Source organism: Allostigmatella hybrida, assembly GCF_020103775.1.
GTDB lineage: Bacteria > Myxococcota > Myxococcia > Myxococcales > Myxococcaceae > Hyalangium > Hyalangium aurantiaca.
Genome location: NZ_JAHXBH010000001.1, coordinates 359043 through 384885, shown reverse-complemented (window position 1 = coordinate 384885; position 25843 = coordinate 359043). Strand labels below are relative to the sequence as shown.

Genomic DNA, 25843 nt, shown 5'->3' with positions numbered 1-25843 from the left:
CGCTAACATCGACACCAGTAACCGTTTCATCCGTGGCTCTTCTGGGTTCACCTTCTCGTCACAAGATAAAGATTAAGCCTCACAATTATTTGAAATCAAATAAAGCAAGAGATCTAGCATTCCATTGACGATAAGGCTTGGGAAATGTGGAAGTAGGCGCAAGCCCTCTCCGGGCCAGCCTTCCCTCTCTTTAGTGGAGTATTTCTTGAATTTCAGATTGGCAGCCGTTGTCTCGGTTCTATCGCTTGCCGCATGCGAGGGACCTCCTCCCAAAACAGACCCGCTGGTTTCCGCTCCTGACGGCACGTTGGCGGAGCGGACCGATGAGCTTCCCGGAGACCCCATTTGCAAGCTGCCCACGGGCACGGCCACCCCACTTTCCACACGTTCCGACAGGCAATTCACCGGCGCGGCGGGCACACGTGCGGGCTCCGCGCTCGCAGCCGGAGACATGAACGGTGACGGCCAGCCAGAACTCATCATTGGCGCGCCAGGCCCGGTCAGCGGAAGCACCGTCAGGGGAAGCGTTCACATCGTGCCGGTCATGGCGAACGGCACACCCAACATCACCTCGGAGACGAGCCGCTTCGATGGGGAAGCGGCCGGCAGCCGGTTGGGAGCGGCGGTCGCGGTTGGCGACTACACCAACGCGGTGGGCGCGGAGCTGGTCCTGGGCGCTCCAGCCGTTGGCTCTCCCTCTCCTGGGGCGGGTGCGGCTTACACCCTGGACTCCTCGCAAATCGCAGGAGTCAAGACCCTGACCAGCACCCACCATCGCTTCCGCGGCGCCGCAGGGAACGATCAGGCCGGGTCGGCCGTGGCCGTGGCGGACGTCACGGGCAGCTCGGGCGCGGACCTCATCGTCAGCGCGCCCTACAATGACCCCGCGAGCCTGACCGACGCGGGCGCTATCTACATCTTTCCGGGGCCGGTGACGACAGGAACGGCCCCTTCGCTCAGTACGGCGCCCGTGAAGATCTTCGGCAATGGCCAGGCCAGCATCCGGGCGGGCACGGTGCTCGCCGTGGCGGATGTCAACGGCGACGGCCGAGGGGATTTGGCCGTGGGCGTGCCACGCTTCGATGGCTCGCCCGGCACTGATTCTGGCGCGGTCTATGTCTTCTTTGGAGGCGCCACGCTGACGGGCTCGCTCAACCTCACGAGCGCGGACCTCATCCTGACCGGTGCGTCCGTCAATGAGCTCGCGGGCTCCTCCGTGGCGGACGCAGGCGATCTGGATGGAGACGGGAAGGCAGACCTGCTCATCGGCGCGCCCGGCGCCTCCCCGGGACGCACGTACCTCGTCTACGGCGGGCTCACCGGGACGGTGGCACTGAGCTCGCAGCCGGTCTTTACCGGTATCGCCGGGGATCAGGCGGGCACGGCGGTGGCGGGCCCGGGCGATATCAACGGCGACGGCAGGCGTGACCTGCTCATCGGCGCGCCGGGCCACACCTCGGGCGCCGGGGCGGTGTACGTGGTGTACGGCGGTGCCACGCGCTTCACGGGCTCCACGGCGCTGAGCGCCGGTCCTCGCTACGTGGGCGCCGCGGGCAGCCAGACAGGCAGCGCGCTGGTGGGGCTGGGGGACATCGACAATGACGGGTCCGCGGACTTCGCTGTTGGCGCTCCGGGCACCGGCTCCAACGCGAGCGCCGTCCACCTGGTCCTTGGCCATGGCCCGCGCTGGTGGTACCCGAACGGGGACAATGACCGCGTTGGCGTGAGCACGGGCGCCGAGCGGCGCTGTGGAGAGCCCACCAGTGGCTGGTCCGCCTTGGAGGGGGACTGCGATAACAGCGACCCGGCCGTCTATCCCGGCGCCTCCGAGATCTGCGACGGCAAGGATAACAACTGCGACGGGCTGATGGACGACGAGCCCAACTCCGACGTCCAGGATCCGAAGACGTGGTACCAGGACACGGACGGCGACCGCTTCGTGTACCTCTCCACCTACCACCAGAGCTGTGTCGCCCCGGACAGTGACTACATCGAGGAGCCGATGCTCCTCGGCTACGAGTGCGAAACCGCGCCCAGCTTCCCGTCCGACAACGACGCCTCCATCCACGAAAACGCGGCCGAGGTGTGCGACGGCAAGGACAACAACTGCGACGGCACCGTGGATGAAGACCAGTCCCAGTGGCCCAACTGGTACCCGGACGGTGACGGCGATGGCTTTGGCCGTAACGCCTCGCCCCAGAAGGCCTGCACCGCGCCCACCGGCCACGTGAGCACCAACACGGACTGCGACGATGCCGACCTGCGCAGCTACCCGGGGGCCACCGAGACGTGCGACAACAAGGACAACAACTGCAACGGCACCGTGGACGAGGGGGTGAAGACCACCTACTTCCTGGATGCCGACGGTGACGGCTTCGGTGTGCCCGGCTCCACGGCGCAGGCCTGCACCAAGCCCACCGGCTACTCCACCGTCAGCACGGACTGCAACGACGCCGCCAGCAATGGCTCGCGAATGTACCCAGGCAACGCCGAGGTATGCGACGGCCTGGACAACGACTGCGACTTCGACACCGATGAAGGCGTGAAGACGGCGTACTACCTCGACGCGGACAGGGACACGCAGGGCAGTCCGTATACCTCCGTCCTGGCCTGCGTGGCGCCCACCGGGTACGTGACCAACAACACGGATTGCAATGACTCGAGCCCCGCCGTGAAGGCAGGCGCCACGGAGGTGTGCGACAACTTGGACAACGACTGCGACTTCCAAGTGGACGAGGGCGTGAAGGTGACCTTCTACGCCGACGTGGACGGCGATGGGGCGGGTACCACCAACCCCAACTACCGGATCAGCGCCTGCACGGCGCCCACGGGCTACGTGACGACCGGCTTGGACTGCAACGACGGCGCCAGCGGCATCCGCCCCGGTGCTCCCGAGGTCTGCGACGGCCTCGATAACGACTGCGACAGCAGCATCGATGAGGGCGTCGCCACCTCCAGCTGGTACCCGGACAACGACCGGGACGGCTTCGGCGCGCAGGGCAGCACCGCCGTGGTGGCCTGCCGTGCCCCCAGCGGGAACCATGTGAGCAACAATACGGACTGCAACGACACCTCCAACCGGATCAGCCCGGTGCAGGTGGAGATCTGCGAGGCCTCAGGCCAGCCCCAGGTGGACAACAATTGCGCGGGGGGCGTGGATGACGCCATCAACGCATCCTCGTGGTACCGTGACGCCGACGCAGACGGCTACGGCAACGAGAGTGTCAGCCTCGTGCGCTGCGCCCAGCCCTCGGGCTACGTAGCCACTGGCCGCGACTGCAACGACTCCGCGGCGAACGTCAATCCCGGCCAGACCGAGCGGTGCGAGCCGAGCACCAGCCAGGTGGACAACGACTGTGACGGCGATGCCAACGACGTAGACCCGAGCACTGACGTGTCCCAGGGTGGGGCGCCGCTCTGGTACGGCGACGGCGACCGGGACGGTCACGCGGGCACCACCTTCAAGCTCCGCTGGTGCACCAACCCTACCGACTTCAAGGATGCCAACAACAATGTCATCGTCCAGGGTGCCTACCTCGCTGGGCCGCCGGATGACTGCAACGACTCCAACAGCAACGCCTTCGTAACGGAGACCTGGTACGAGGACGCCGACAACAATGGCTGCGGCAACCCGAACCGGTCCATTCAGTCCTGCGGTCAACCGGGCTGCAACGTCCGTTACGTCCGCACCTCGGGCGCGAACTGCATCTGACAACCCACCGGAGATAGGCGCCCTCCCGGGCGCGAAGAAGCTCCTGCCGGAAACACCCCTCCGGCAGGAGCTTCTTTTCAAGCACCGTCAATCGCGCAGCACAGGCATCACCACGTTCGAAAACCAAACCTCCTCCCACCGTTTGACTTTTTCACCGGCGGACAGCTTCTGGGGAGACACCGCCGTTTCGGGGCCGAATTGAGCGTCTTCAACGATCCGGCTGTTGATGGCGGCGAAGGTCCCATCGCGCGAGGGATAGACAACCCCCACCAGAACGCCGCAGCCCTTGCAGAAGAGAAACTCCGCCGTTTGGCTCCCCTGCTTGTACCTTCCGACTTGCAGCGAGTCGCGAACGTCGAACGCGACAGCCCCCTGTGGATCCGAGACATACGCGGCTGCGTGCTTGAGGCAAAAGCCACAGTCGCAAGCACGGGGTGAGTAGGACCCGGGTGCGCGCGTGAGGCGAATCGCAACGCGAATGTTCCCGCAATGGCATCGGCCTTGGATGTCGAACATGCCCTGCTCCTTTAGCGCTTTCCCGGACCGCCGAGGTCCGCCGAACTGCTCCTCTGAATGGCCCGCTGGTAGGCGGGACGGGCGTGCAGCCGCTCCAGATAGACACCGATGTTGGGAAACGGCGCCAGCGCCCCCAGGTGTTTCGCGGTTTCCAGCACGAAGCTCACCTGGATGTCTGCGGCACTGAAGGTGTTGCCCACCAGGTAGTCCCGTCCCTCCAGCGCTCCTGCGATGTAGCCCAGGTGGTTCTTCACCTCACCGGAGATGCGGGGCTGGAGGGGCGCGCCGGCCTCGCCCAGACGTCCCATGTACACGCTGAGAATGAGGGGCAGCATGGCCGAACCCTCGGCGTAGTGCAGCCAATGCACATAGGTGTCGTAATCGGCTGAATCCGGAGCGGGCGCCAGCCGGCCCTGGCCGTGCCGGCGCACCACGGAGTCGATGATGGCCCCCGACTCGGCGAGCAACCGTCCTCCGTCCTCCAGCACCGGGGACTTGCCCAGCGGATGGATGGCCTTGAGCTCGGGAGGCGCGAAGTTCGTCTTCGGGTCACGCGGGTAGACGACCAGCTCGTAGTCGAGCCCCAACTCCTCCAGGAGCCAGAGGATGCGCTGCGAGCGGGAGTTCACGAGGTGGTGCAGTTTGAGCACGGGGCTTCTCCTGAGGCAGGGCCGACCTACGGCGGATTCGAAGTCGAAGGCCGCCGGGGATCAATATGGGGCCAGTAACATCCTTTCTTCCACTCATAGGAGGTAGCGCCACAGGGAGGAAGGGCATCGCCCAGGCGGCCCCAGCACCCCGCATTGATTTCCACCAAGGGCTTTTCACAGGGCGGGCGCTGCTGGCCCGGGAAGGGTTTCTTGGGCATGTCGAGCCCCAGTCCTTTGATGCCGGCCTCCTGAGGCCCCATCAGGGCGGGGCTGGCGAGCACCTCTTGCCCAAGCCCGGCTGTCCCTGCGCTGGGCGGCTCCGCTTGAAGGCCCCCAGCGGGAAGTACGGTCCTGTGCTGCACCCACCAAGCCCCTATCACCAGGTACACCAGCGCCACCATGGCCAGCCAGGGTGCCTCCACCCTCCCTGACTCGGACGGGTGAACCTGGGAGAGCTCCTCGGGCGCCGCCACCGGGCGGATGAGGCGATCCTCCAGAGGCCCGGCCGCTCTCGCCAGACGGTCCAGCGCCTCGGCCACCTCGCCGGGGGTTCCTCGCGCGGCAGGCTCCTCGTGAAGCAACTGCCGGATGAGCCCTGCCAGCGCTGGCGATACGGACACCCGGCTCTCGGGAGGGACCCAAGGAGGCGAAAAGAACTCGAATCCCTCTCCGGTCACCTTCAGCTCCAAGGCCGCTGGCGGATACCCGCCGGTGACGAGCCGGTAGGCCATCACACCCAGGGCATAGAGGTCATCCGAGGGCTGCGCCTCATACCGGGCGCCCGGCTGGTGCCGGTACTCCCACTGGAAGCGCTGGGACTCGGGGCTCTGGTACTCGGGAGTTCCGGGAGGCGGAAACTGGTGCGTGAGTACCCGGGCCCGCCGGTAATACGCCGAGCCGAAGTCCAGCAGCACGGCCTGGGGCGTCCCCGTCCGCACGAGGACATTGTCTCCCCGCACGTCGCGGTGGACCCCTTCGGCCTCGTGCGTCGCAGCCAGGGCCGAGGCCACCTGCGCCAGGAGCCTCGAAGCCTGACGCGAGGTGAAGGACTGCTGAGCTGCCCACTGGTACAAGGGCACGCCCTCCACCCACTCCATGACGAGGAAGGGAAAGCCTCCGCCCTCCGGCACCTCCCAGGTGCCCTGCTCCAGCAACCTGGGCACATGCGGGTGTTGGAGCCGGGAGAGCAGCTCCGCCTCGCGTTCGAACCGGGGATCGTTCAAGTGAAGCGCCAGCTTCAACGCGAAAGACCCCGCCTCGGGCTGCCCCACCTTCTCAGCCCGGTAAACGGTGCCATAAGAGCCCTGCCCGCGCTGCTCCAGCACGCGCCAGGTGCCCACCTCGGTTCCAGGAACAGCCAAGACCGGACTCACGCCGCGAGAGCTTACCCGCTATGACACCTGCGCTTCCGCGATGGCGGCGAGAATTTCGTTCGCCACCGCTTTCACGTTCGGCTCGGTGAACAGCGAGACATGGTTCCCGGGAACCATGCGGAAGCGCAGTGGCTGCACCGAGACGTCCTCCCAGCCTTCGGTGAGCGTCTCGCAGAACTTGCTGTCGCTCGCGCGCAGAAAGGTGACCGGCCCCTGGAAGCGTTCGGAGGGCTCGTAGCCGGCGTAGCTGACGGAGCGAAAGAGCGCCAGGATACGCTCGATGCGCTCGTCGGGCTCGTCCGGCGGATAAGCTCCGTGCTTCCTGGCGAGGTTCATGAAGTGTGCGATCCGCTGCCTCGGCTCGAGGGCGCGCATGTCGTCACTGTTCAGCCCCATGTCCACATCGAACCAGTACCGGTAGCCGGCCCCGATGATGGAATAGAACTCGACGAGATCCTCCAGGAAGGTCTCGGACTGCATGCGGAGGCGGAAGATGGCGGGCGACCAGGCATCGCCCACGGCGAGCACGGCCACCCGTTCCCCAATGCGCTGCAGTTGCAGGGCCATCTCCAGGGCAACCATGCCGCCCGTGCAGTGGCCCCCCAGGAGGTAGGGGCCGTGCGGCTGCACGGAACGCATGGTCTTGATGTGGTCAGCCGCCATGTCCTCGACGCGCTCGAACGGGGGGTGATCGCCAAAGAGTCCCCGGCTCTGGAGTCCGTAGACAGGTTGATCCGGCCCCATCCAACGCACCATCGAATAGGAGGTGACCGTGGTCCCCTCACCTCCCGGCAGGAAGAAGAAGGGGCGCTTCGAGCCGCGCGGCTGAAGCGGGACGATGGGCTCCGCGTTGAGCTTCCCCGAGTGAGCACGCAGTTGGCAGCCGATGCGCTCGATGGTTGGCTCCTGGAGGAATGTTTCCAGCGCGAGCGGGGCATCGAACCGCGCCACCGTCGCGGCGAGGGCCGCCTCCGCGCTGGCACGGTTGCCACCGAGGCCGAAGAAGTCATCCTTCATGCCGATCCCGATGGCGTCTCTGCGCAGGGTGTCCGCCCAGATTCGCGATACTTGCAGCTCGTAGACGTCTCGGGGGGGGATAAACCGCTCGGTCATCATCGTCCTCATAGGCTTGGGTTGGGGCTCACACCTGTGCTGCCGCGGTCACGCTCCAGGGCGCTCGCGCCCAGGGGCCGGTGAACCGAAAGTTCCTGGTCGCGCAACAGCCGCTTGAGCTGGATGGGCAGCGCGCCGGAGCCTGCCTCGCGGGCCAGCACGCTCGCGATCAGATGCGCGACGCGCGGCCAATGGCAGTACCCGTCGATCGCCGCCCGCTGGCGCAGCTGAACGGTGGGATCCACCGCACGGCGCAGCGTGGCCAGCGCCTTTTCGGGATTGCCGCCCAGTGTGTCGACCAGGATCGGCAGCGGCGACTCGCGGTGCGTGGCGCACTGGGTGGCATACAGCCGATCGAGCTGGAACGCATAGAGCGCACGCTCCATGGCCACCTCGGCGGTGATCGCATCCACGGTTCCGTCCGGTCCCTCCAGGGGATCCGGCGGCATGAGGAGCGGAGGGATGCCGTTCACGAGCGCGGCCCCGATGCTGCTCAAGCCCGGGCGGCAGACGAAGGCCGCTTGCGGCTTGGCGCGGAGCGCCCGGAGGAACGTACTCCAGTGCTCGTCGATCCATCCGAGCAGCGTCACGTTCGGCAGCCGCGAGTGCTCCAGCTCGAGCGACAGCCACGCGCGCTCCTGCACACTCCCGCCCGCGAACAGGAACTGCGTCTCCTCCATCCGCGCCGCCAGCGCCAGCATGGCGCGCCAGTGCCGCCGGCTGGAGGCGGAGAAGCCGTTGCCCTGAGACACGAGCACGACGCCACGCGGATCCTCCGGGGTGAAGAGGTGCTGGAGCGCCGGCGCGCGCTGGGCCAGGTGGGCTCCGGCCTGCACCGCGGCCTGCTCCGGGGAGAGCACGCTGGCCTGGCCGAGCGGCGGAATGACCACGTAGGGCCGCTTGCCCGATTCCAGCGACAGCCAGTCACGCCAGTTGACGGCCTGATACCAGATCGTGCCGCTCTCCGGCACGGCGTCCATGATCTCCCGGCTCGCGGCCTCGAAGTCCACCGAGGGATTGCGCTCCGGATCGATCCTCGACGCGCGCAGCGCGTCCCTGAGTGCGTCCTGCGTGTGGATGGCCTGCGCGGACGCCGCCAGAAGCCCGGCCACCCCCATGGCCTCCTTCACCGGCGGGACCTGGCGTGTCAGCCACCTGAGCCACGCGAACTCCTCAAACGCATAGCGCACGGCATGCAGGGGCACTTCCTTCTGCTGCGCATGCTCGGCGAGCTGGTGCAGGATCCAGGTCTCCGGTCGGCAATCGTTCACGATGGCGGCCGTGCCCGCGCTTGCCCGGGCAAGCTCGCGGTTGTCCGCGATCCACAAGAGGGCCGCCTCGCGGTTCAGGAGCGCCGGACGCGAAAGGTTGGCGGTATCGGCGGGTGTGATCGTCGCCGACTCCGAGTCGCTGTAATAGAGCGGCACCACGTGGAGCCCCACCGAGCCCCCTGCCTTCCGGCGCGCATACGCCGCGTCTTCCTGCCGCCGGATCGCCGCAGTGAACGGCATCGGGTCCGGGAGCCTGGAAAGGGCGCCGTGCACGGCCGGCACCCAGCCCGTCGTGTGCCCGAAGGCTTGCGCCACGTACAGCACGCCCGTGTGAGCCGAAGTGCGGTGGACCGTCACGCGAAACTGGCCCTCGCGCCTGGGATCCGGCCCCGTGACATAGAGCGGGGCCTGCGACTCCCGCAGCGGCAAGCCATCGCGCGGGACGAGCATCGCCAGCCTCGCATCGCGATCCGAGACCAGGATGCTGTCCGGACCGGCGGCCAGGGCGAACGCCGCCGTCCCCTGGGCTGGCAGCGCATCCTCGATCGACAGCGGCTGCCCAGCGACAGAGATCCGAGGCGGCTCACCGGGCACCGGGTACATCACCTCGATGCGTCCAAGCGAGAGCCCGGTGGCATCGCCACGCAGCACGCAGGACGGCGCATCCTGCGGCGGGCATGCGGCCATCGAAGAGGACCGCATCAGGAGGCCCCGCCCGCGTGGAGGTCCCTGGCGATCATGTCTTCGTAGGTCTCCGCGCGGCGGACGAGCGTCTCGCGGCCCTGGTCCAGGATCACGATGCCCGGCTGGGGAAAGCAGAAGGAGTTCGAGAAGGAGACCAGATAGGCCCCTGCGTCCATGATCGCGAGCGTGTCTCCGGGACGGAGCCTGGGAAGCTCGATCGTGGTGCGCAGGGAGTCCATCGGGCTGCAGGTGGGTCCGTCGAGGGTGTACATCCCCCCCGGAGATTCGCCCCACCGCTCGGCGTGGAAGATCTCGTGATACTCGCGGTGCAGGATGTGGGCGATGTTCTCGCCCGCATCCAGGATCGCGTGCGAGGGCCCCGCTCCGGCCTCGTTGAGGCTGCTGACCCGGCACAGCAGCATCTGGGTGTTCCCGGTCATGGCCCGTCCGGGCTCCAACAAGATGCGCGGGGTGGGACGGCCGGCGCGGCGGAAGTGGTCCTCAACCCGCTCGAAGAGCAGCGCGAGGTAGCCTTCGATCGAGAGCCTGCGGCGGACCCGCTCGGCGAGCGGAAGCGGTGAGGCGTCGAGCGGCAGCACCGTGGGGACCGCCAGGCTCCCGCCAAGGTCGAGCATCTCCACGGCAAGGCCGAGCCGGGCGTGGAGCGTGTCGCAGAACTCCAGCACCTCTCGAACGAAGCGCTCCAGCGTCCCGGCATCCTCGATGGCCACGCCGCGGTGCGCGTGCAACCCGACGACCCGCAGCGAAGGGTGTGCCAGCGCCTCCTCGTAGGCCGCCAGCGCTTGCCCTCCGGCGATCGGGACGCCGAACTTGCCCGACCAGCTATCGGAGGTGGCCACGCGCAGGCCCACGTTGGGCTTCTTGCCGAGCTCCTCCGCGGCCTGAGCGACGAGCGCGATCTCCTCGCGATGGTTCAGGTGGGTGAGCAGGAGCTCGCTCTGGACGATGGTGCGCGCGATGCCCGGCGTCTTCCCCGGGCCATTGTAGATGATCCTTCCGGGCGCAACCCCGAGCCGCAGGGCGAGCCACAGCTCGTACGGAGAGACCACCTCGGCTCCGGCGCCGAGCTCCGACAGCTTCTGGAGCACGGCCGGAATCGGATTGGTCTTGTAGGAATAGAAGATCTCGGCCCCCTGCGTCCGGCCCTGCGGCACCTGCTGGAAGCGCCGGACGTTCTCGGCGAGCCGGCCGGCGTGGACGACGAAGAGAGGGCTGCCCCAGCGATCCGCCAGGCCCGCCAGCGCCTTGCCCTCCAGGCACAACCCTTCTTCAGCTCGCGTCAGGCCCCAGGTCTCTGGGTGCAGGGACTGCGCCTGCTCCATGCGCCGTTCGGGAGCAACAACGGAGTGTGTGGACACATTTAAACCCTCACTGCGGGTGAGTGTGTTTGTCGGGTGGGAGGAGAGAGGCATGGACACGAAGGATCCTTCTGTCGAATTCCGGGCCAGCACGATGGCCGAGGCACACCGCCAGACAGCACGGCGCGTGCCAGCTTCGGGATCGAAGGAAACACCTCGGGAGTTCCTGCCAGCGCGCTCTGCCGGCGTGCCATTGACGTGGCACCGACGTGTCAGGGCTCCCGGCCACGCCTGATCAGCTTCCCCCCAGGACGAGGGAACTGTTCCAGTGCGTCAGATCAACGGGTTCCTGATCCGAGGATTGGTCTCAGACGAACTGGGTGACGTCGAAGATGCGCATGGGGCCACCCACGGCGTTCTGCTTGTTCGTCCCGGCGGCCACGTCGCCCAGCCCCTTCCAGAAGGGGCGCCTGTACGTCACGTAGCCCCACGTCTGGTAATAGAACTCCCAGACGCCCGCGACCTTGAAGCCAAAGACGCTCGTCCCGCCCACGAAGTCCACGTTCGAGCGGAGCTGGTTGCGCTTGCGCTGCGCCTCCGTGGCAACCGCGGCGTTGTAGGCCGACTTGAACGTGCTGCCCAGGTTCACCGCGCCCGGATAATGGGCTCGTGCATGGGCATGAAGGGCGTTCAGGTAGTTCACCGCGTTGGGCGTCTCGTAGTCCAGGGGCTGCGCTTGGGCCTGCGCCTGGGGCAACGAGAACCGCATCGCGTTCGCGTGATAGACGATCACATCTCCAGCGGGCAGCTGATCCACGAAGATGGCACAGCCCGAGAGCTGGGCCGTGAAGAAGTAGCTCACGAGCCCCCCCGCCGGGAGCCGGCACGAGGTGATCTGGTTGGGGTAGAACTCGAGGAACACCGACTGGTTCGCCGCGCCCAGCGCGCCAAAATTCACGACGCGGTGGTGGTCCGCCTGAAGGGCCCCGACATGGTGCGAGAAGTGCGAGCCCACCCCCGCAGGCAGGATGAAGTGGTGATCCGGAGGGTTCACCGTTCCGGGCACCCAGGCGTTGCCCGCCGCATCGGCGAGGGCCGGAGGGACAGCGCCTCCCACGAAGTTACCCGCCCAGTACGCAGCGGCATTGAGGTCGGCGGGAACGAAGGGCATGGGCAATCTCCAGAGGAGCCCTCGCACGCCAGCAGCTCCCGGGGCCACCACCTTACCAGACGGCTCCCGGGGTCAGCGGTGCCACGCTGGGGCGCCCCTCACACCTTGCGCAAGACTTCCAGAAGCCGCGTGGCCTTTTCGTAAAGGGAATGCCCAGGCGTCAGGCCCTCCACTACCTGCTGCGCCAGGGCGCGTGCCTCGGCGATGCGCTGGGCCTTGACGTAGGCCAGGACCAGGTTGAGCGAGGTCTCGGGCATTCCAGGTTCGAGCCGCCGCGCTGTCTCCAGCAGTTCGATGGCGCGGGGCTCGTGCCGATGCCCTTCCTTCAACAGGCACACCCCCAGGCGCGTGTAGGGCTCCCAGTGCTCCGGCGCGAAGGCAATCGCCTCCTCGTAAGCGTGGATGACGCCGGGCATGTCCGGAGGCTGGAGCACCTTGCACGCCTCGGCCTCCAAGAGCTTGAGCGGCAGGGAGCGCGTCCCCTGCTCCCAGCCCTCCCGCAGGAGCGTCAGGGCCTCCCGGCCGCGCTTGCGATCCACGAGCCTCGAGGCCTCATGGAACAGCGCCACGTCCGGTGCTTCTTCGCGGTCCTCGGAGGGCTCCTGGTTCGCCGCCAGCGTCTCGCGCAACAGTTGGGACTGAGGCGCCTGCGTCAGCCCTGCTTCCAGAATGCGCCGGGCCGACCGCACCTTGCCCCGCTGCCCGAGCAGTTGGGCCAAGGCCCAGTAGCCACGAGCGTCCCGGGCATCCAGCCGCAAGCTCCGGACGAACTCCCGCGCCGCGGCCCGGGGCCGCTCTTCCATGACCAGCGCCATGCCCAGCTCGAAGCGAAAGCCAGACTGCTGGGGTCTGAGCGCCACGGCCTGCTCATGCGCCTCGCGGGCCTCGGCCACCGCTCCCAGGGCCAGCTGAGCGACGCCCAAGCCGTGCCAGGCTTCGGCCGGAGGCGTGGGCTGGCGGAGGAGCACCTCGTAATGCTCCCGCGCCCGGACGAAGTCCTGGTGCTGGATCGCCACGGCGCCGCGCAACAGGGTGACTTCCCGCTGCGCGCCTTCGGACTTCACCCGCGACAGCAGCTGCTCGGCCTGCTCCGGCCGGGCGTCCACCAGGGCCACCTTGGCCAGCGCCAGCAGGGCCTCCTCGTCCTCCGGATCCTGAGAGAGCTGATGCGTGGCGGCCTCCCTCGCCTCGCGAATGCGGCCCTCTTCCAGCAATTGCCTCAAGGCGTGTGTCATGCCGCTCCCTCGCTCACGCGGCCGGGGCTCAAGCACCCAGCGAGGAAATCCCTCTCATTCCTTGGGAAAACTTCCCGGGATGGACGGTTTTTCCGGATGCGCTAAAATCCGCGTCTTAGCTGTTTTTCGCCAGGAGAAGAACCATGACGTCACCGGTCGGAGCCTCCGGAAGCCGTCCCATCAGTCCTCCCCCCAGCGCCGGCGTGCAGCCAGGAGCCCCTGCCGCCCCCGCGCCGAACGCCGTCCCCGCCGCCGTCACCACCGAGCCGGCCAACCCCCACCTGTCCGACTTCACCCAGACAGACCGGCTGCGCACGGAGATTGGGGTTCAGGCGCAGAACAACCCCAGCCTCTACGGCAGTCTCGTGGGCACGGTGAACGGCATGCTGCAGGCGGGAGGGTACGGCATCTCCCCTGCTTCCCAGCGGAGCGTCATGGAGAACCTGCGGGGAGTCAGCCAGGGCACCATGCCCCAGTCCGAGGCCCACTTCCGGGAGGCGAGAACCTTCGCCCGGGACGCCTTCCAGAGCCTGATCAATGGCAGGCCCCTCCAGGCGGACATGGAGCTCTTCGGAGCGACGATCAACCTCATTGGCGGCGTTGGAATGTCCGCCGTCGAGGGCATTCAGGGTGCGTTCGCGCCGAGAAGCCCCCCGACTCAAGGCGGTGGAGGCGGCTGGTAGTCCGCGGCACGATGGCGCGGACAGCGGGAATCAAGGAGCATCGCTCCATGACGCCCCCCGCCACCGCCCGCCCCGTGTTCCTCGTCGGATCCCGCGACGACGAGCACATCTCGCACCTGGCCCGCCGGATCGAGGCGCTGGGGGTGGAAACCCTCGTGGTGGACACCCTCGCCTTCCCCGGGCAGACGCGCCTGGCGCTCACGGAGGGCCTCGACGGCATCACCGTGAATGGGCAGCGGCTCGGAGTTCCCGGGGCCGTCTACCTGCGCAGCGTCTACACCCACCCGCTCGCCTTTGGCGTGGACGCGGACGAGGACATGGACGCGGACTGGCGCACCACGCTGGTGGCCTTCCGCGAGAAGGCCACGCTGCTGCGGGGCCTGCTGGGCCGCTGGGAAGCGCTGGGCGTGCCGTTCTACAACCCCGAGTCCACGAGCTGGCGCATCCAGAAACCCCTTCAGCTCGCGCTGCTCGCCCAGGCGGGGTTGCCCGTGCCGGAGACGCTCTGGACGAATGACGCCGAGGCGGTGCGCCGCTTCGCCGCCGGCCGGCGCGTGGCCTACAAGCCCGTGGGCGGCGGCGCGGCCACGCGGGCGCTGGGCCCCGAGGACCTGTCCGAGGACCGGCTCGCCGCGCTGGGGGCCGCGCCCGTGACCTTCCAGGCCCTCCTGCCCGGCGAGGACGTGCGCGTCTACGTGCTCGATGGGGAAGTCATCGCCAGCATCCGCATCCTCTCCCAGGCCATCGACTTCCGGCAGAACGAGGAGCGCGTCGAGTCCTTCGCGCTGCCGCCTGAGGTGGCAGCGCAGTGTCTCCGCGCCACGCAGGTGCTGCGGCTGCGCTGGACGGGGATGGACCTCAAGCGCGACGCCGAAGGCACCCTGCGCATCCTCGAGCTCAATGAGTCGCCCATGTTCCTGGGCTTCGATGCGCGGGCGGGCACGGACATCCTAGGACACCTCGCCCGGGGCCTCGTCCAGGCCGCCCGCGCTCCGCGCCCCTGAGTAGGCAGACACTCAAGCGCAGGCCTCCCCGTAGGCCCTTCGAACGCTTTCCAAAAATATCCGGTTTTCCCTTGGCCGAGGGCCGGAGAGGACCCAGCTTCTGTTCAAGGGCGCACGGCGGAAAAGAGTGCTGTCCCTTATCCCCGTGGGATAGGCCCACGGCATTTCTGCCTTCAGGAGGTTGTCATGAAGCGCGAGAATCAGGAGCAGAAGGCCCAGCGGACCCAGCAGCTGTTCATTCAGGATCTTGCCCGCACCGAGGGCAAAAAGAGTGCCGCGAGCAAGGTGAGTGCTTCGGGGCCGTTCACCACGTACGCTCTGGCTGAAGAGTCGGGCGCGTAGCAAGGACAGAGAGCCACGCTCGCCGTTTGAGCATGGGACAGACACGGTGGGGGCAATCCCCACCGGTCTGCCTTTCTCGTTGCTCACCCAGACCCGGTTGAACCCATGGAAGGTCAGGCGTCCGCGAGCAGGAAGCCGATCTTGGTCTTCTGTGCATCCGCGGGGAACTTGTTGGCTGCCGCGGCGGTGACATAGGCCGTGAGGTTCGGGAACACGTAGTCCCGCTCAGTGGTGGTCGACAGGCCCAGCCACGCGGCGACGGAGTAGGCGTACTGGTCCACCGTCAGCGAGGGAATCCAGCGGCCCCGCGAGTCGGTGGTGTCCGGGTTGTTCGCCCCGCCGTTCGTCAGGTCCAGGCTCGGGAAGGCGCCGTAGAGCCGCTTGCCCGCGACGCGGTCCCCCAGGACGATCATGTGGCTGCCCCAGCCGTGGTCCGTCCCCTTGTCCGAGTTCTCCACGAAGGTGCGGCCAAAGTCGCTGATCGTGAAGAGCGTGGTCTGCGGAGGCGTGGCGCCGAAGTTCGTGGTGGCCCGCAGAATCGTGAGCGCCTGGTGGAAGGCATCAAGGGCGAAGTCGAGCTGCTTGAACAACGAGCTCTGGGCCGCGTCCTGCCCCGTGTGGGTGTCGAAGCCGCCCAACCCCACGGAGAACACCTGGCGCTTGAGGCCCAGGCCACCGCTGGCCGCGGGCGTCGCGCCCGCCACGAGATCCCGGACGACCTGGTAGAGCTGGCCCGGCAACCCCCAGCCCGAGCCGCCCTCGGGCAGCACGAACAGGGCGTCGATGGCCTCGCGCGTCGCCTGGGGCAGCAGCCCCCATGCCGCCTCGCGCGCGGTGGTTCTCGCCGAGGCGAAGCTCTGCGCCGTGGTGAACGTGCCGCCGTAAGAGGCCTGCAGCGTGACGTCATTGTGGATCTTGAGCACCTCGGAGAGCGACTCCTGGTACAGGGCGTTGAAGCCCGCATCGCTCGACGTCCGGAAGCCCAGCGTGCCGTTCGACGACACGATCATCGGCTGCTTGGAACCGCCCGCGGAGAAGATCGCCTTGCCCCCGAAGGACGTCACCCTGGGATAGTCTGTGTCCTTCAGTGCGAAGAGCTTGTCTGCGGTCCGGCCCGCCCAACCCGTCACCTTGCCGATGAGCTCCACCGGCAGCGAGATGGAGGACGGGTTGGCGATGGAGCTCGCCCATGCGTCCTGCTGGTCCGCATGGGAGAACAGGTTGTCCGGCCGCACCACGGTCCCGTTGACGTAGTCGGTCTTCCGCATGGGCAGCACGAGCGGCCCCACGTTGCACACGATGGCGGCCTTCTCCTGCTCGAAGAGCGCCTGGAGCTTCACGAGCGAGGGGTGCAGCCCGTACGAGGCGGCCGGCTGACCGATGGGGTTGAGCGTCAGCAGGTCGGCATTGGCGATGCCGATGTTGGGCCGCGCCGCCTTGTACTGCGCGTACGGCGTGCTCAGCTTGGGGATGAGCAGGTTGTTGGAGTCATTGCCTCCCAGGAGGAAGACACACACCGCGGCGCGGTAGCCCGCGTATCCGCTGATCGAGGCGGCTTCCGCCTCTCCCAGCCAGCGTGGAAGCGCGGAGGCGGCGGCCAGGCAGCCCAGGCCCCGGGAGACGTCGCGAAGGAAGTGGCGTCGGGAAAGCTTCATGGGGCTCACCTCTGGATCTGGTACTCGGGGGAGAGGGACGTGAGGTACACGGCCAGCCGCTGCTTGCGCAGCGTGTTGCCGGCGCGGGTGTCGGTGATGGCGTTGTAGACGGCGACCTGGAGGCTCCAGGACATCGCGTCGTGGATCCAGTAGCGGCCCAGCGTGTACACGAGGTCGCTGGGTTCTGTGGGCAGCGTGCTCACGTCGAGGAGGACGCCCGCGCTGGCCGTCGAGCTCGCGAAGAGCATGTCGTACATGACGTTGGCGCGGGCGGTGGCCGTCGCGGTGTCCAGGATGGCGAACTCCGGGCCGAGCAGCCCCATGCCCCCGGGCGCGGCCGCGTTCGGCGGGTAGTAGCTGAAGACGGACGGCGGGCGGGGCACGTCCTGGCCCATCGCCCGGCTCCACCCGTTGAGCTTCGCCCCCGGATCCAGCCCCGCGGAGGTGTCGAGCGTGCCGCCCAGCCAGCGGACCACCGAGGTGATGAACAGCGCGGGCGGCCGCAGGTGGCCGTAGGTGGTGTAGAGCGGCACCGGCGGCTGGGGGCCGCGCGCCTCGTCGTCCTCCAGAATCTTGCGCACCACCGCGCCCAGGTCGCCGCGCACGTTGTTGCCGTTGTTCTTGAAGACCGCCACCACCCGGCTGACGTAGTCGGGGCTCGGGTTGCTGGTGACGAGGTGCTGGATGAGCTGCTTGCAGATGAACGGCGGCAGGTTCGGGTCGGCGAAGACGTTGTCCAGCGCCTGCTTGAGGTGCGCCGCGGCGCCCCCGCCCGCCGTCGTCACCGCGCCCCGGAGGAGCGTCTGGGACGTGGACAGGTGGTTCGCGTCACAGCCGATCATGGGCTGCGTGTAGTTGGCCGGGTTGGTGCGGCCGATGGTGGGGCACCCGGCCGCCGCGGCGAAGGTCCATCCGGACAGGGCGCGCGAGAACGCCTGAACGTGCGCCTCGGTGTACGCGGGCGTGGGCAGCCCCTCGGCGTTGAGCTGCACGGTGCCGTTCTCGTTCAGCTTGTGCAGGCCCAGCGTGAAGAGCTGGAGCATCTCGCGCGCGTAGTTCTCGTTCGGCTCCTTGGCCTTGCCGGCCGTGTCGAACGCGCGGTTGTTCACCAGGTCCAGGTAGTTCCCCATGGCGGGGTCCTTGGTGACCGCTTCCAGCAGCGTGCGGAAGTTCCCGAACGCGTTCGCCGACAGCATGTTGAGGAAGCCCGCCATCGCCACCTTGGGCTCCGACTCGGGCGTGGCGGAGTTGTTGGCGATGCCGCTGGGCGAGACGACGAAGATCTGGCTCAGCGCGAACGCCACGCGCTGCCGGAGCTGGTCCTGTCCCGTGACGGCGTTGACGAAGAACTGGGAGCCCAGGTCCTTGCTGTCGTTGGTGCCATCGAACAGGGAGCGCGGGGCACTGACTTGCGCGGTGATGGACTTGGTGATGCCCACGGCCACCACCTGCTCCACCGCGTCGATGGGCCGGGGGCTCGCCCCCCGGGCCAGGCGCGGGCCAAAGGTGGCCTGCTCCAGGAACCTTATGGCGTTGCGCTCCGTGGGGGTGTCGAGCGGCTCGGCGGCCTGTTCTACCTGGCGGAGCGCCTCGGCCGCGTGCTCATCGGCCGGGAACTCCTCGGGGGCGCAGGCCGTCGCGCACAAGGCGAGGGCAAGGGCGGTACGTCGGATCATCCGGTGTCCTCCGGGGTGTCGCACGGAGGACACAGAATGCAGAATTTCCCGCTTAAACTCAACACTCTTCAAATCAGGGATTCAGCGCTTGCGCGTCAACCCCCGGAGCGGCTCACGGCTCGGCGGCGAGGAAGCGCCGCTCCATCTCGGTGCGGATGTGGCGTTCGATTTCCTCCGCCGTGGTCAGCTCCATGGCGGCGTTGAGCAGCTCCACGGCCTCGGCGCGGCTGGAGCGCCGCAGGATGTTCTTCACCATGGGCACCTGGCCGGCCGTCATGGACAGCTCGTCGAAGCCCAGCGCCAGCAGCACCAGGGCGTAGATGGGGTCGCCCGCCATCTCGCCGCACATGGACACGGGGATGCCCGCCGCCTTCGCCGCCCCGACGATGTTCTGCAGGGAGCGCAGCACCGCCAGGTGCAGCGGCTTGTACAGGTAGGCCACGTCCCGGTTCTGCCGGTCGATGGCCATGGTGTACTGGATGAGATCGTTCGTGCCGACGGAGAAGAAGTCCGCCTCCTGCGCCAGCCGGTCCGCGATGAGCGCCGCGCTGGGCGTCTCCACCATGATGCCCACCTGAATCCGGTTGCCGATGCGCACCCCGGCGCGGCTGAGCGCCGTGCGGCACGCCTCCAGCTCGCTCCGGGCCTCGCGCAGCTCGCTCACCCCGCTGATGAGCGGCACCATGATCCGCAGATTCCCGTGCGCGCTGGCGCGCAGGAGCGCCCGGAGCTGCGCGCGGAACAGCTCCCGGTGGGCCAGGCAGTAGCGGATGGCCCTCAGGCCCATGGCCGGGTTGGGCTCCTTCTCGTGCTTCGTCTTGCCCGGCACCTTGTCGCCGCCCAGGTCCAGCGTGCGGATGGTGACGGGACGGCCGCCCATGGACTCCAGCACCTGCTTGTAGGCCCGGTAGTGCTCCTCCTCGGTGGGCACCGTCTTGCGCTCCAGGAACATGAACTCGGTGCGGTACAGGCCGATGCCCTCCGCCCCGTGCGCCAGGAGCGACGGGATTTCCTCCGGGAACTCCATGTTGCCGTTGAGCCGGATGCGGTACTCGTCCGTGCTCACCGCGGGCAAGTCCTTGGTCCTCAGCGCGAGCTGCTCGCTCTCCTGCCGCGCCCGCCGCGCCTCCTGGAACAGGGCGATCTGCTCCGGGGTGGGGTTCACCAGGATGACGCCCGTCTCCCCATCCAGCGCCACCAGGTCCCCGGGGGAGATTTGCTCGCTGGCCCGCCCTGCGCCCACCACGGCGGGCGTCTCGCGCGCCCGGGCCACGATGGCGGTGTGGCTCGTCTGGCCGCCCAGGTCGGTGATGAAGCCGCCCACCCGGCCCGAGCGGGCCATCATCGCCGCGTCCGCGGGGGACAAGTCATGCGCCACGACGATGGCGCCCTCGGGCAGCGCCACCTCCTCGTCCACCTCCTGGCCCATGAGGTTGCGCACCACGCGGTCCGCCACGTAGTCCACGTCCGAGCGCCGCTCGCGGAAGTACTCGTCCGGGATGTTGTCGAACAGGTGCTTGAGCTTGCGCGCCACGCGGCGCACCGCCCACTCGGCGTTGATGCGGTCCTCGACGATGAGCCGGTCCACCTCGTCCACGAGCATCGGGTCTTGGAGCATCATCCGGTGCGCTTCGAGGATGAGGGCGTGGTCATGCCCCTCCGCGCGGGAAATCTGTTCCTTGAGCTCGGCGAGCTGGCCATCCGACAGCTCCAGCGCCGTCTTCATCCGCAGCCGCTCGGGCTCCACCTCCGCCTCGGCCAGCCGCAGCTTGGGGGTGCGCACCCGCTTGCGGTCCAGGATGAAGGCGTTGCCCACCGTGACGCCCGGGGACGCGCCGATGCCCTTCAGACTCAAGGTGGGTGTGGCCTGCGTGCTCACGGGTCCTCCGTTCAGCGGGTTGTGTTACTGCGCCTCCCCAAACCGGTCCGCGATGAGGCGCCGGAGCTCCTCCAGGCACGCCGCCGCGTCCTCGCCCTTGCAGGTGAGCTTCACCTGGGAGCCCAGCCCTGCGGCCAACATCAGCACACCCATGATGGACTTGGCGTTGGCACGTTGGCCCTGATGTTCAATGGTGGTGTCGCTCTTGAAGCGGTTGGCCACCTTGACCAGCTGGGCGGCCGCGCGGGCGTGCAGCCCCAGCGCGTTGACGATTTCGAATGTTCCTTCGGCCACGTTTGCCATGAACTCCTCGACTCCCACCGCTTAAAGGAACGCTCCGGCCACGCAGGCGAGCGCCGCCGCGAGGTAGAGCACCACATAGTTGGGGACCCGCTGCTGCACGAGCACATAGGACACCACGCCCAGCACCAGGCACCCGGCCACCAGCCAGGGCGCGGGCGCCCCGCCCGCCGTGCGCCCCAGGTCCACCGCCAGCCAGGCCGCCACCCCGCCGGAGCACGCCGCGGCCACCGAGCGCAGCCGGGCCCCGCGCGCCGGCAGCTTGTCCCGGGCCACCGCCTCCACCAGCCGGTCCCCCAGCGACAGCCCCATCCAGTAGAGGCGCGCGCGCAGGGTGATGTGCACGAGGTTGTAGAGCACGAGGAAGAGCACGGCCGCCCACGCATGCAGCAGGGGAACGAGCCCGGCGCAGATGGCGCCCACGGCCGGCTTGAGCGACAGCCAGAAGAACCCATCCCCCAGCGCCGCCAGGGGCCCCATGAGCGCGGCCTTGAAGGCCATGACCTTGTCCGGGGGCTCCTCGCCCCGGGCGATGCGCTGCTCGTGGTAGAGCACCCCGCCCACGATGGCGGCGGCCACGTAGGGGTGGGTGTTGAAGAAGGCCAGGTGCCGGCGCACCGCGGCCTCCTGGGCTTCCTTCTCCGGGTAGAGCGACTTCAGCGCCGGGAAGACGGTGTAGGCGAGCCCCAGGTTCTGCATGCCCTTGGGGTTCCACGAGGCCTGCAGGAGCAGCGAGCGCAGGAAGACGCGCAGCAGCACGCCCCGGGAGAGGTCGGCCGGGGCGCTCATGCGGCCTCCCGCGAGAGCGCCAGGAGGAGGGCCAGGCACACCCCGGCGGCGCCCAGGGCCGCGAAGAGGGGGGCCCGCCGGGCGTGGCTGCCCTGCGCGGCCAGCACCGCCGCCACCGAGGCCATGGCGGGAAACGCCCACGCCAGCCCCCGCAGCAGCGACAGCGGCAGGAGCCCCACCAGCGGCCCGAGCGCGCCGCCCAGCACCACGCACGCCGAGCACACCAGGCCATAGATGGCGAAGTGCGGCCACATGCCCCAGAGGTTCTGGCGCACCGCGCGCGACAGGTTGCCGGCCTCCGCCGAGGCGAGCGCCACCCGGGCGAGCCGCGCCATGTAGCCCTCCAGCAGCCGGTCCGCATAGCGGCCCATGCGCCCCAGCGGGATGAAGAGCAGCACGGCCACGGACCAGATGGCCTGGGTGGAGTCCGCGCCGGTGGCCGCCGCCATGCCCGCCGCCGCCGCCGCGGTGCCGGTGGCCGACAGCGTGTCGTTCTCGGGCAGCGAGGCGCCCAGGTTGGCCGTGCCCAGGTAGAACAGCTCCAGCAGCATGCCGATGTAGAGGCCGGCGGACATATCGTCCAGCAGCAGCCCCATCACCGTGGCGGACACCAGCGGGCGCGAGAGCATGGCCTGGAGGAACGCCTTGCGCTCCACGGCGACCATGCCGCCCCAGAGCCCCGCGAGCGCCACCTGCGTCCAGGCCACGCTCACCGCCTCACCCGGCCTTGGTCCAGCGCTCGGCCAGCTCTCCCAGGTCGATGGGCTTCTCCGAGGGCACCGCCCGGGCCTCCACCCGGACGCCCTGGGCCTGCAGCCCCTGCAGCGCCTGGAGCTCCGCCTCCGCCAGGAACACCGAGGGGGACACCTGCCGCCGCCCGGCGCCGAAGTGCACGTTGCCCAGGTTCAGCTGCTCCAGCGCCAGCCCGTGCGCGTGGGCGAAGGGCACCGAGGCCACATCCCTCAGGAGCACCAGGGTGCGTACCCCGTCCTTGGACAGGGCCGCGAAGTCCACCTCGGCCAGGGGGAGAATCTGCACCTCGATGGCGCTCTGCACCGCCAGGGCCATGGCGGCACGGATGAGCGGGCTGGAAGCCGCCTCGTCATCCGCGACGATCAGACGCGAGACCTTGAGGTGCGGCAACCAGGCCTCGACCACTTGCCCGTGGATGAGACGGTTGTCGACGCGGACCAGGGAAATCACAACCGCCTCGAATGGCCGAGCCGGGCCACGCCGTCAAGTTCGTGACGGCTGTTGGGCCTCGCGCAGCAGGGCCGAGGCACAGGTGATGTTGCGCTGGCCGTACGACGCCAGCAGGTTCGCCAGCTCCGGAAGGGGCAGGTGCTCGCCCCGGAGCGAGTTGGCCTTGAGCAACATGGGAAGATTGACGCCCGCGAGAACCTCCAGGTTCCCCCGCTGACACATCATCAGCGACTCCTTGCAGGGGGTACCTCCGAAGAGATCCGCCATGACAATGACGCCCTCTCCGTCGTCCACCCGGGCGACCGCCTGCTTCATCTTCGCGCGCAGGTCCTCGACGGACGTGCCCGGCTCGATGCTGCAGGTGGCGACCGCGGACAATTTGCCCACGATCTGCTCCGCGGTGGAGACCAGTTCTTCCGCCAGACGCCCGTGAGCTGCGATGACGAGGCCGACCATGTTCACTCCTGACCACCCTCCAGGCTTCTGCGTCCTACGCCTGAATGATGCGACGTGCAACCTTGTTGAAAGGTTCCGCGCCTGCGACCTACTCCAATCTACCCTGTTGTCTCCAAAGGTAAGATCGATTCGGAACGAACGCCCACTATTCCTTCGCTCCGGGCGGCAGGGCGCCGTTGCATACCGGACGGGAAGACGCCCCCATGCGCCTTCTGCTCTTGAGATGTGCATGAACCGGGGACGATGCGGCCTGCTCCCGCCTCGAAAACTTGTGGGTGTCCGCCGCCCGCCCAGCAGGCGTGCAGGCATAAGTCCCACACGTCAGGTGCGGTAGCGGGTCACCACCTCGGTCAGGCGGCGGGAGACGTCATCGAGCGTCATCGCCGCGTTGCGCGTGGCGCCCAGCTGCTGCTCGGTGTCGTCCATCATGCGCGACAGCTCGCTCACGGCGCCGAAAATCTGGGCGATGCCCTCGTCCTGCTGGCTCACCGCGCCGGCGATCTCCCGGACGGCGTTGGCGTTGTCGCGCATGATGGCCGACAGCTCGCTCAGGCTCTCGCCGGTGGCGCTCACCTGGGCCAGCCCGTTCTGCATCCGCTCGGCGCCCTTCTGGGTGATGTTCACCGTCTCCGTCACCGCGTGGCCCACCGCCTCGAGGATTTCGCGCACGCGCACGGTGGCCTCGATGGACTGGTCCGCCAGGGAGCGGATTTCGCGGGCCACCACGCCGAAGCCCTTGCCGTGCTCGCCGCTGCGCACCGCCTCGATGGCGGCGTTGAGCGCCAGCATGTTCGACTGGTCCGCCAGGTTCTTCACCGTCTGGGTGATGGCGCCAATTTGCTGGGTGCTCTCGCCCAGCTTGCGGATGCGCTGGGCAATCTCCTGCACCTGCTCGCCCAACGTGGCCAGCCCCTCGATGGTGAGCGCCAGCGAGGCCTCGCCCTGGCGGCCCAGGGTGTCGGCGCGCTCGGCGACCTCCAGCACGGTGGCGGCCTTCTGCGCGGCCAGGGCCGAGGTGCGCCGCAGCTCCTCGGCGGTGGTGCGCGTCTGGAACAGCGCGGCGGCCTGGCTGCTCACCGTCTCCTGCTGCTGCTCGGAGGAGTTGCGCATGTACGCCACGGACTCGGCGAGCTTGTCGCCCGAGGAGCGCAGCTCGCTGTGAATGGTGCGCAGCCGCTCCACCATGTCCCGGAACGCCCCGGCGAGCTGCCCCACCTCGTCGGTGGAGCGCACCGGCACCGGCAGCGACAGGTCCCCGTTGACGCTGATGTCCTGGGCCACGCGCGTCAGCTCGCGCAGCGGGTGGACCAGGGAGTGGCGCACCCAGAAGGCCAGCATCAGCGCCAGGGCGATGCAGCCCAGAATCTTTCCCCCGAAGAGGCTCGCGCTGTACAGGAAGTCCGAGCGCAGGCTGTGCAGCGCATCGCGCGCCGTCTGCCCCTCCTGCACCACCGAGCGCTCCAGCAGCGGCACCAGCCGGCCCGTGTGCTCGTGGAACCGCCGGACCGCGGCCGCCCCGGGGGCCTGCCGGGGACTCGCCTCCGCCTCCAGGAGCCGCCGCGCCTCGCGCAGCATCCCCTGGAAGCGCAGGCTCACCTCGTGGAACTTGTCCTCGGCGTACCCCTGGGACTGGAGCACCGAGAGCTGGGCGGAGACGCGCTCCTCCAGCGTGGCCAGCTGCTCCAGCGTTCCGGGGCCCCGGCCCTCCTCCACCGAGTAGACCAGGGCCACCACCTGCTGCTGCAGGGAGCGCAGCTGCAGCAGCGCCGAGACGGTGGAGAAGGTGCTCTCCATGGAGGACTCCACCTCCGAGGCCATCCGGTTGGAGGAGACCACGTGTTCACCACCGAGAATGGCGAAGGCCACCACGAGCAAGCCAAAAGACACGTACAGCCGCCGGCCGATGCTGGCCCTCATCGTTCCTCTTTCCTCCAGGTGCCCAGAGCGTCCATCGAACAGGAGGCCGCTGCAACAAAGGACCGGGTGAAACACCCGCCCCGCCATTGTCTTCGAGGTGCGGGACGGATTCACAGGGCAAGAGAGCGCCCGCCCGCCGGTTCGTCCAGAGGCCCGGCCCGGCCATGCAAGGATTGGCGGTGATTCCGGGGTACACGCGGATGACTCGCGTGCGCTTCTCTGGCTAGGCTGCCGCGCCCATATGGGGTCCAACCCGAACGAGCAGCACGTCCGGCAGGTCTACGAGGAGATTGCCCCCTCCTACGAGGCCCTCTTTCCGGCGCTTCACCGGTACGGGGACCGGGTCGAGGGCTTCCTCGCCGAGGTGGCGCTGCCGCCCTGCCGGGTGCTCGACGTGGGGTGTGGCCCGGGCCTGCTCACGCGCTTCCTGGAGCCCGCCGTGGAGGTGGTGGGGTTGGATCTCTCCCCAGAGATGCTGGAGCTGGCGCGCCGGGGCCGCCCGTCCGGCCAGTGGCACGTGCACAGCTACCACCAGCCCGTCCCCCCGGCGCTGGGGCACTTCGACGTGGTGCTGGCCATTGGCTGCCTGGACTTCTGCGCCAACCTGCACGAGGTGCTGGGCCACTTCGCCGCCGCGCTGAAGCCCGGCGGGCGGATGCTCTTCACGGTGCTCGAGCGCCGGCACGGGCTCGACGGGCACGAAGTCCCCCAGCGGCAGGTGCGCACTGCGGGCCCCTCGGTGTCCCTGTCCTTCCCCTCGTTCGAGGAGACGGCCCGGGCGCTCGCGGACAACGGCCTGCTGCCCCACCGCTATGCCCATGCCCCGGGGTGGGTGCACCTCACGGAGCAGCGGACCATGTACTTCGGCTGGTGGGACGTGACGCGGCCCTGACGC

General features: G+C 68.5%; 22 protein-coding genes. 5 read left to right on the top strand and 17 right to left on the bottom strand.

The genetic code is table 11. The annotated features are described in order from the left end of the window. Window positions 1–193 precede the first annotated feature (193 nt). Window positions 194–3712, top strand: coding sequence for a MopE-related protein (locus KY661_RS01520; protein ID WP_225408481.1), 3519 nt, complete (start codon window positions 194–196; stop codon window positions 3710–3712). An 87-nt stretch (window positions 3713–3799) separates the two neighbouring features. Here KY661_RS01520 and KY661_RS01515 read toward each other — a convergent pair whose 3' ends face one another. From KY661_RS01515 to KY661_RS01480, 8 genes are all read right to left on the bottom strand, one after another. Next, window positions 3800–4228: a GFA family protein gene (locus KY661_RS01515; protein WP_225408480.1), complete on the bottom strand. Its 429-nt coding sequence runs from the start codon at window positions 4226–4228 to the stop codon at window positions 3800–3802. Window positions 4229–4239: 11 nt separating this feature from the next. Continuing rightward, window positions 4240–4878, bottom strand: a complete 639-nt coding sequence (locus tag KY661_RS01510) for a glutathione S-transferase family protein (RefSeq protein ID WP_225408479.1) — start codon at window positions 4876–4878, stop codon at window positions 4240–4242. A gap of 26 nt (window positions 4879–4904) precedes the next feature. Then, entirely contained in the window at window positions 4905–6251 is a 1347-nt protein-coding gene (locus tag KY661_RS01505) for a serine/threonine-protein kinase (protein ID WP_398577124.1), read from the bottom strand. A gap of 18 nt (window positions 6252–6269) precedes the next feature. Continuing rightward, the gene (locus KY661_RS01500) at window positions 6270–7367 is read right to left on the bottom strand and encodes a thioesterase domain-containing protein (protein ID WP_225408477.1); all 1098 of its coding nucleotides are present in this window, start codon (window positions 7365–7367) and stop codon (window positions 6270–6272) included. A gap of 5 nt (window positions 7368–7372) precedes the next feature. Continuing rightward, on the bottom strand, window positions 7373–9286 hold the full coding sequence (locus tag KY661_RS01495) for a hypothetical protein (RefSeq protein WP_225408476.1): 1914 nt from the start codon (window positions 9284–9286) through the stop codon (window positions 7373–7375). Between the two features lie 50 nt (window positions 9287–9336). After that, window positions 9337–10698 carry a diaminopimelate decarboxylase family protein gene (locus KY661_RS01490; RefSeq protein WP_225408475.1) on the bottom strand — a complete coding sequence of 454 codons (1362 nt, stop codon included), beginning with the start codon at window positions 10696–10698 and terminating at the stop codon, window positions 9337–9339. A 307-nt stretch (window positions 10699–11005) separates the two neighbouring features. Further along, window positions 11006–11809, bottom strand: coding sequence for a hypothetical protein (locus KY661_RS01485; RefSeq protein WP_225408474.1), 804 nt, complete (start codon window positions 11807–11809; stop codon window positions 11006–11008). Window positions 11810–11907: 98 nt separating this feature from the next. Beyond that, a complete protein-coding gene (locus KY661_RS01480; protein ID WP_225408473.1) occupies window positions 11908–13044 on the bottom strand; it encodes a tetratricopeptide repeat protein in 1137 nt (378 codons plus the stop codon). Between the two features lie 143 nt (window positions 13045–13187). Here KY661_RS01480 and KY661_RS01475 point away from each other — a divergent pair, with 143 nt between their 5' ends. The 3 genes from KY661_RS01475 (at window position 13188) to KY661_RS01465 (ending at window position 15073) form a co-directional block, all read left to right on the top strand. After that, a complete protein-coding gene (locus tag KY661_RS01475; RefSeq protein ID WP_225408472.1) occupies window positions 13188–13727 on the top strand; it encodes a hypothetical protein in 540 nt (179 codons plus the stop codon). A 47-nt stretch (window positions 13728–13774) separates the two neighbouring features. After that, complete coding sequence (locus KY661_RS01470) at window positions 13775–14731, top strand: ATP-grasp domain-containing protein (RefSeq protein ID WP_225408471.1); 957 nt, start codon at window positions 13775–13777, stop codon at window positions 14729–14731. Window positions 14732–14917: 186 nt separating this feature from the next. After that, the gene (locus KY661_RS01465) at window positions 14918–15073 is read left to right on the top strand and encodes a hypothetical protein (protein WP_225408470.1); all 156 of its coding nucleotides are present in this window, start codon (window positions 14918–14920) and stop codon (window positions 15071–15073) included. A 113-nt stretch (window positions 15074–15186) separates the two neighbouring features. Here KY661_RS01465 and KY661_RS01460 read toward each other — a convergent pair whose 3' ends face one another. The 9 genes from KY661_RS01460 to KY661_RS01420 form a co-directional block, all read right to left on the bottom strand. Beyond that, window positions 15187–16728 (bottom strand): DUF1501 domain-containing protein, encoded by a 1542-nt coding sequence (locus KY661_RS01460; protein WP_225408469.1) that lies wholly within the window; start codon window positions 16726–16728, stop codon window positions 15187–15189. A 5-nt stretch (window positions 16729–16733) separates the two neighbouring features. Next, entirely contained in the window at window positions 16734–18404 is a 1671-nt protein-coding gene (locus tag KY661_RS01455) for a DUF1800 domain-containing protein (protein WP_225408468.1), read from the bottom strand. A 112-nt stretch (window positions 18405–18516) separates the two neighbouring features. Next, on the bottom strand, window positions 18517–20283 hold the full coding sequence (gene ptsP, locus KY661_RS01450; protein WP_225408467.1) for a phosphoenolpyruvate--protein phosphotransferase: 1767 nt from the start codon (window positions 20281–20283) through the stop codon (window positions 18517–18519). A gap of 24 nt (window positions 20284–20307) precedes the next feature. Further along, window positions 20308–20586, bottom strand: a complete 279-nt coding sequence (locus tag KY661_RS01445; protein ID WP_075009929.1) for an HPr family phosphocarrier protein — start codon at window positions 20584–20586, stop codon at window positions 20308–20310. 21 nt (window positions 20587–20607) lie between these two features. Further along, complete coding sequence (locus KY661_RS01440; RefSeq protein WP_225408466.1) at window positions 20608–21372, bottom strand: PTS system mannose/fructose/sorbose family transporter subunit IID; 765 nt, start codon at window positions 21370–21372, stop codon at window positions 20608–20610. After that, complete coding sequence (locus tag KY661_RS01435) at window positions 21369–22085, bottom strand: PTS sugar transporter subunit IIC (RefSeq protein WP_225408465.1); 717 nt, start codon at window positions 22083–22085, stop codon at window positions 21369–21371. The genes KY661_RS01440 and KY661_RS01435 overlap by 4 nt, the downstream gene beginning before the upstream one ends. Before the next feature lie 4 nt (window positions 22086–22089). Beyond that, the gene (locus KY661_RS01430; RefSeq protein WP_225408464.1) at window positions 22090–22575 is read right to left on the bottom strand and encodes a PTS system mannose/fructose/N-acetylgalactosamine-transporter subunit IIB; all 486 of its coding nucleotides are present in this window, start codon (window positions 22573–22575) and stop codon (window positions 22090–22092) included. 33 nt (window positions 22576–22608) lie between these two features. Further along, window positions 22609–23031, bottom strand: a complete 423-nt coding sequence (locus KY661_RS01425; RefSeq protein ID WP_225408463.1) for a PTS sugar transporter subunit IIA — start codon at window positions 23029–23031, stop codon at window positions 22609–22611. 321 nt (window positions 23032–23352) lie between these two features. After that, on the bottom strand, window positions 23353–24948 hold the full coding sequence (locus KY661_RS01420) for a methyl-accepting chemotaxis protein (protein ID WP_225408462.1): 1596 nt from the start codon (window positions 24946–24948) through the stop codon (window positions 23353–23355). 241 nt (window positions 24949–25189) lie between these two features. On the opposite strand from KY661_RS01420, the gene KY661_RS01415 reads away from it, so the two are divergent. After that, entirely contained in the window at window positions 25190–25840 is a 651-nt protein-coding gene (locus KY661_RS01415) for a class I SAM-dependent methyltransferase (RefSeq protein ID WP_225408461.1), read from the top strand. The last annotated feature ends 3 nt before the right edge of the window (window positions 25841–25843 follow it).

What these genes read in the sequence shown, in the direction of transcription:
- KY661_RS01515 (WP_225408480.1), bottom strand. Translation starts at nt 4,228, where the DNA reads ATGTTCGACATCCAAGGCCGATGCCATTGCGGGAACATTCGCGTTGCG.
- KY661_RS01500 (WP_225408477.1), bottom strand. Translation starts at nt 7,367, where the DNA reads ATGATGACCGAGCGGTTTATCCCCCCCCGAGACGTCTACGAGCTGCAA.
- KY661_RS01485 (WP_225408474.1), bottom strand. Translation starts at nt 11,809, where the DNA reads ATGCCCTTCGTTCCCGCCGACCTCAATGCCGCTGCGTACTGGGCGGGT.
- KY661_RS01480 (WP_225408473.1), bottom strand. Translation starts at nt 13,044, where the DNA reads ATGACACACGCCTTGAGGCAATTGCTGGAAGAGGGCCGCATTCGCGAG.
- KY661_RS01475 (WP_225408472.1), top strand. Translation starts at nt 13,188, where the DNA reads ATGACGTCACCGGTCGGAGCCTCCGGAAGCCGTCCCATCAGTCCTCCC.
- KY661_RS01470 (WP_225408471.1), top strand. Translation starts at nt 13,775, where the DNA reads ATGACGCCCCCCGCCACCGCCCGCCCCGTGTTCCTCGTCGGATCCCGC.
- KY661_RS01465 (WP_225408470.1), top strand. Translation starts at nt 14,918, where the DNA reads ATGAAGCGCGAGAATCAGGAGCAGAAGGCCCAGCGGACCCAGCAGCTG.
- KY661_RS01460 (WP_225408469.1), bottom strand. Translation starts at nt 16,728, where the DNA reads ATGAAGCTTTCCCGACGCCACTTCCTTCGCGACGTCTCCCGGGGCCTG.
- KY661_RS01455 (WP_225408468.1), bottom strand. Translation starts at nt 18,404, where the DNA reads ATGATCCGACGTACCGCCCTTGCCCTCGCCTTGTGCGCGACGGCCTGC.
- KY661_RS01445 (WP_075009929.1), bottom strand. Translation starts at nt 20,586, where the DNA reads ATGGCAAACGTGGCCGAAGGAACATTCGAAATCGTCAACGCGCTGGGG.
- KY661_RS01440 (WP_225408466.1), bottom strand. Translation starts at nt 21,372, where the DNA reads ATGAGCGCCCCGGCCGACCTCTCCCGGGGCGTGCTGCTGCGCGTCTTC.
- KY661_RS01425 (WP_225408463.1), bottom strand. Translation starts at nt 23,031, where the DNA reads ATGGTCGGCCTCGTCATCGCAGCTCACGGGCGTCTGGCGGAAGAACTG.
- KY661_RS01420 (WP_225408462.1), bottom strand. Translation starts at nt 24,948, where the DNA reads ATGAGGGCCAGCATCGGCCGGCGGCTGTACGTGTCTTTTGGCTTGCTC.
- KY661_RS01415 (WP_225408461.1), top strand. Translation starts at nt 25,190, where the DNA reads ATGGGGTCCAACCCGAACGAGCAGCACGTCCGGCAGGTCTACGAGGAG.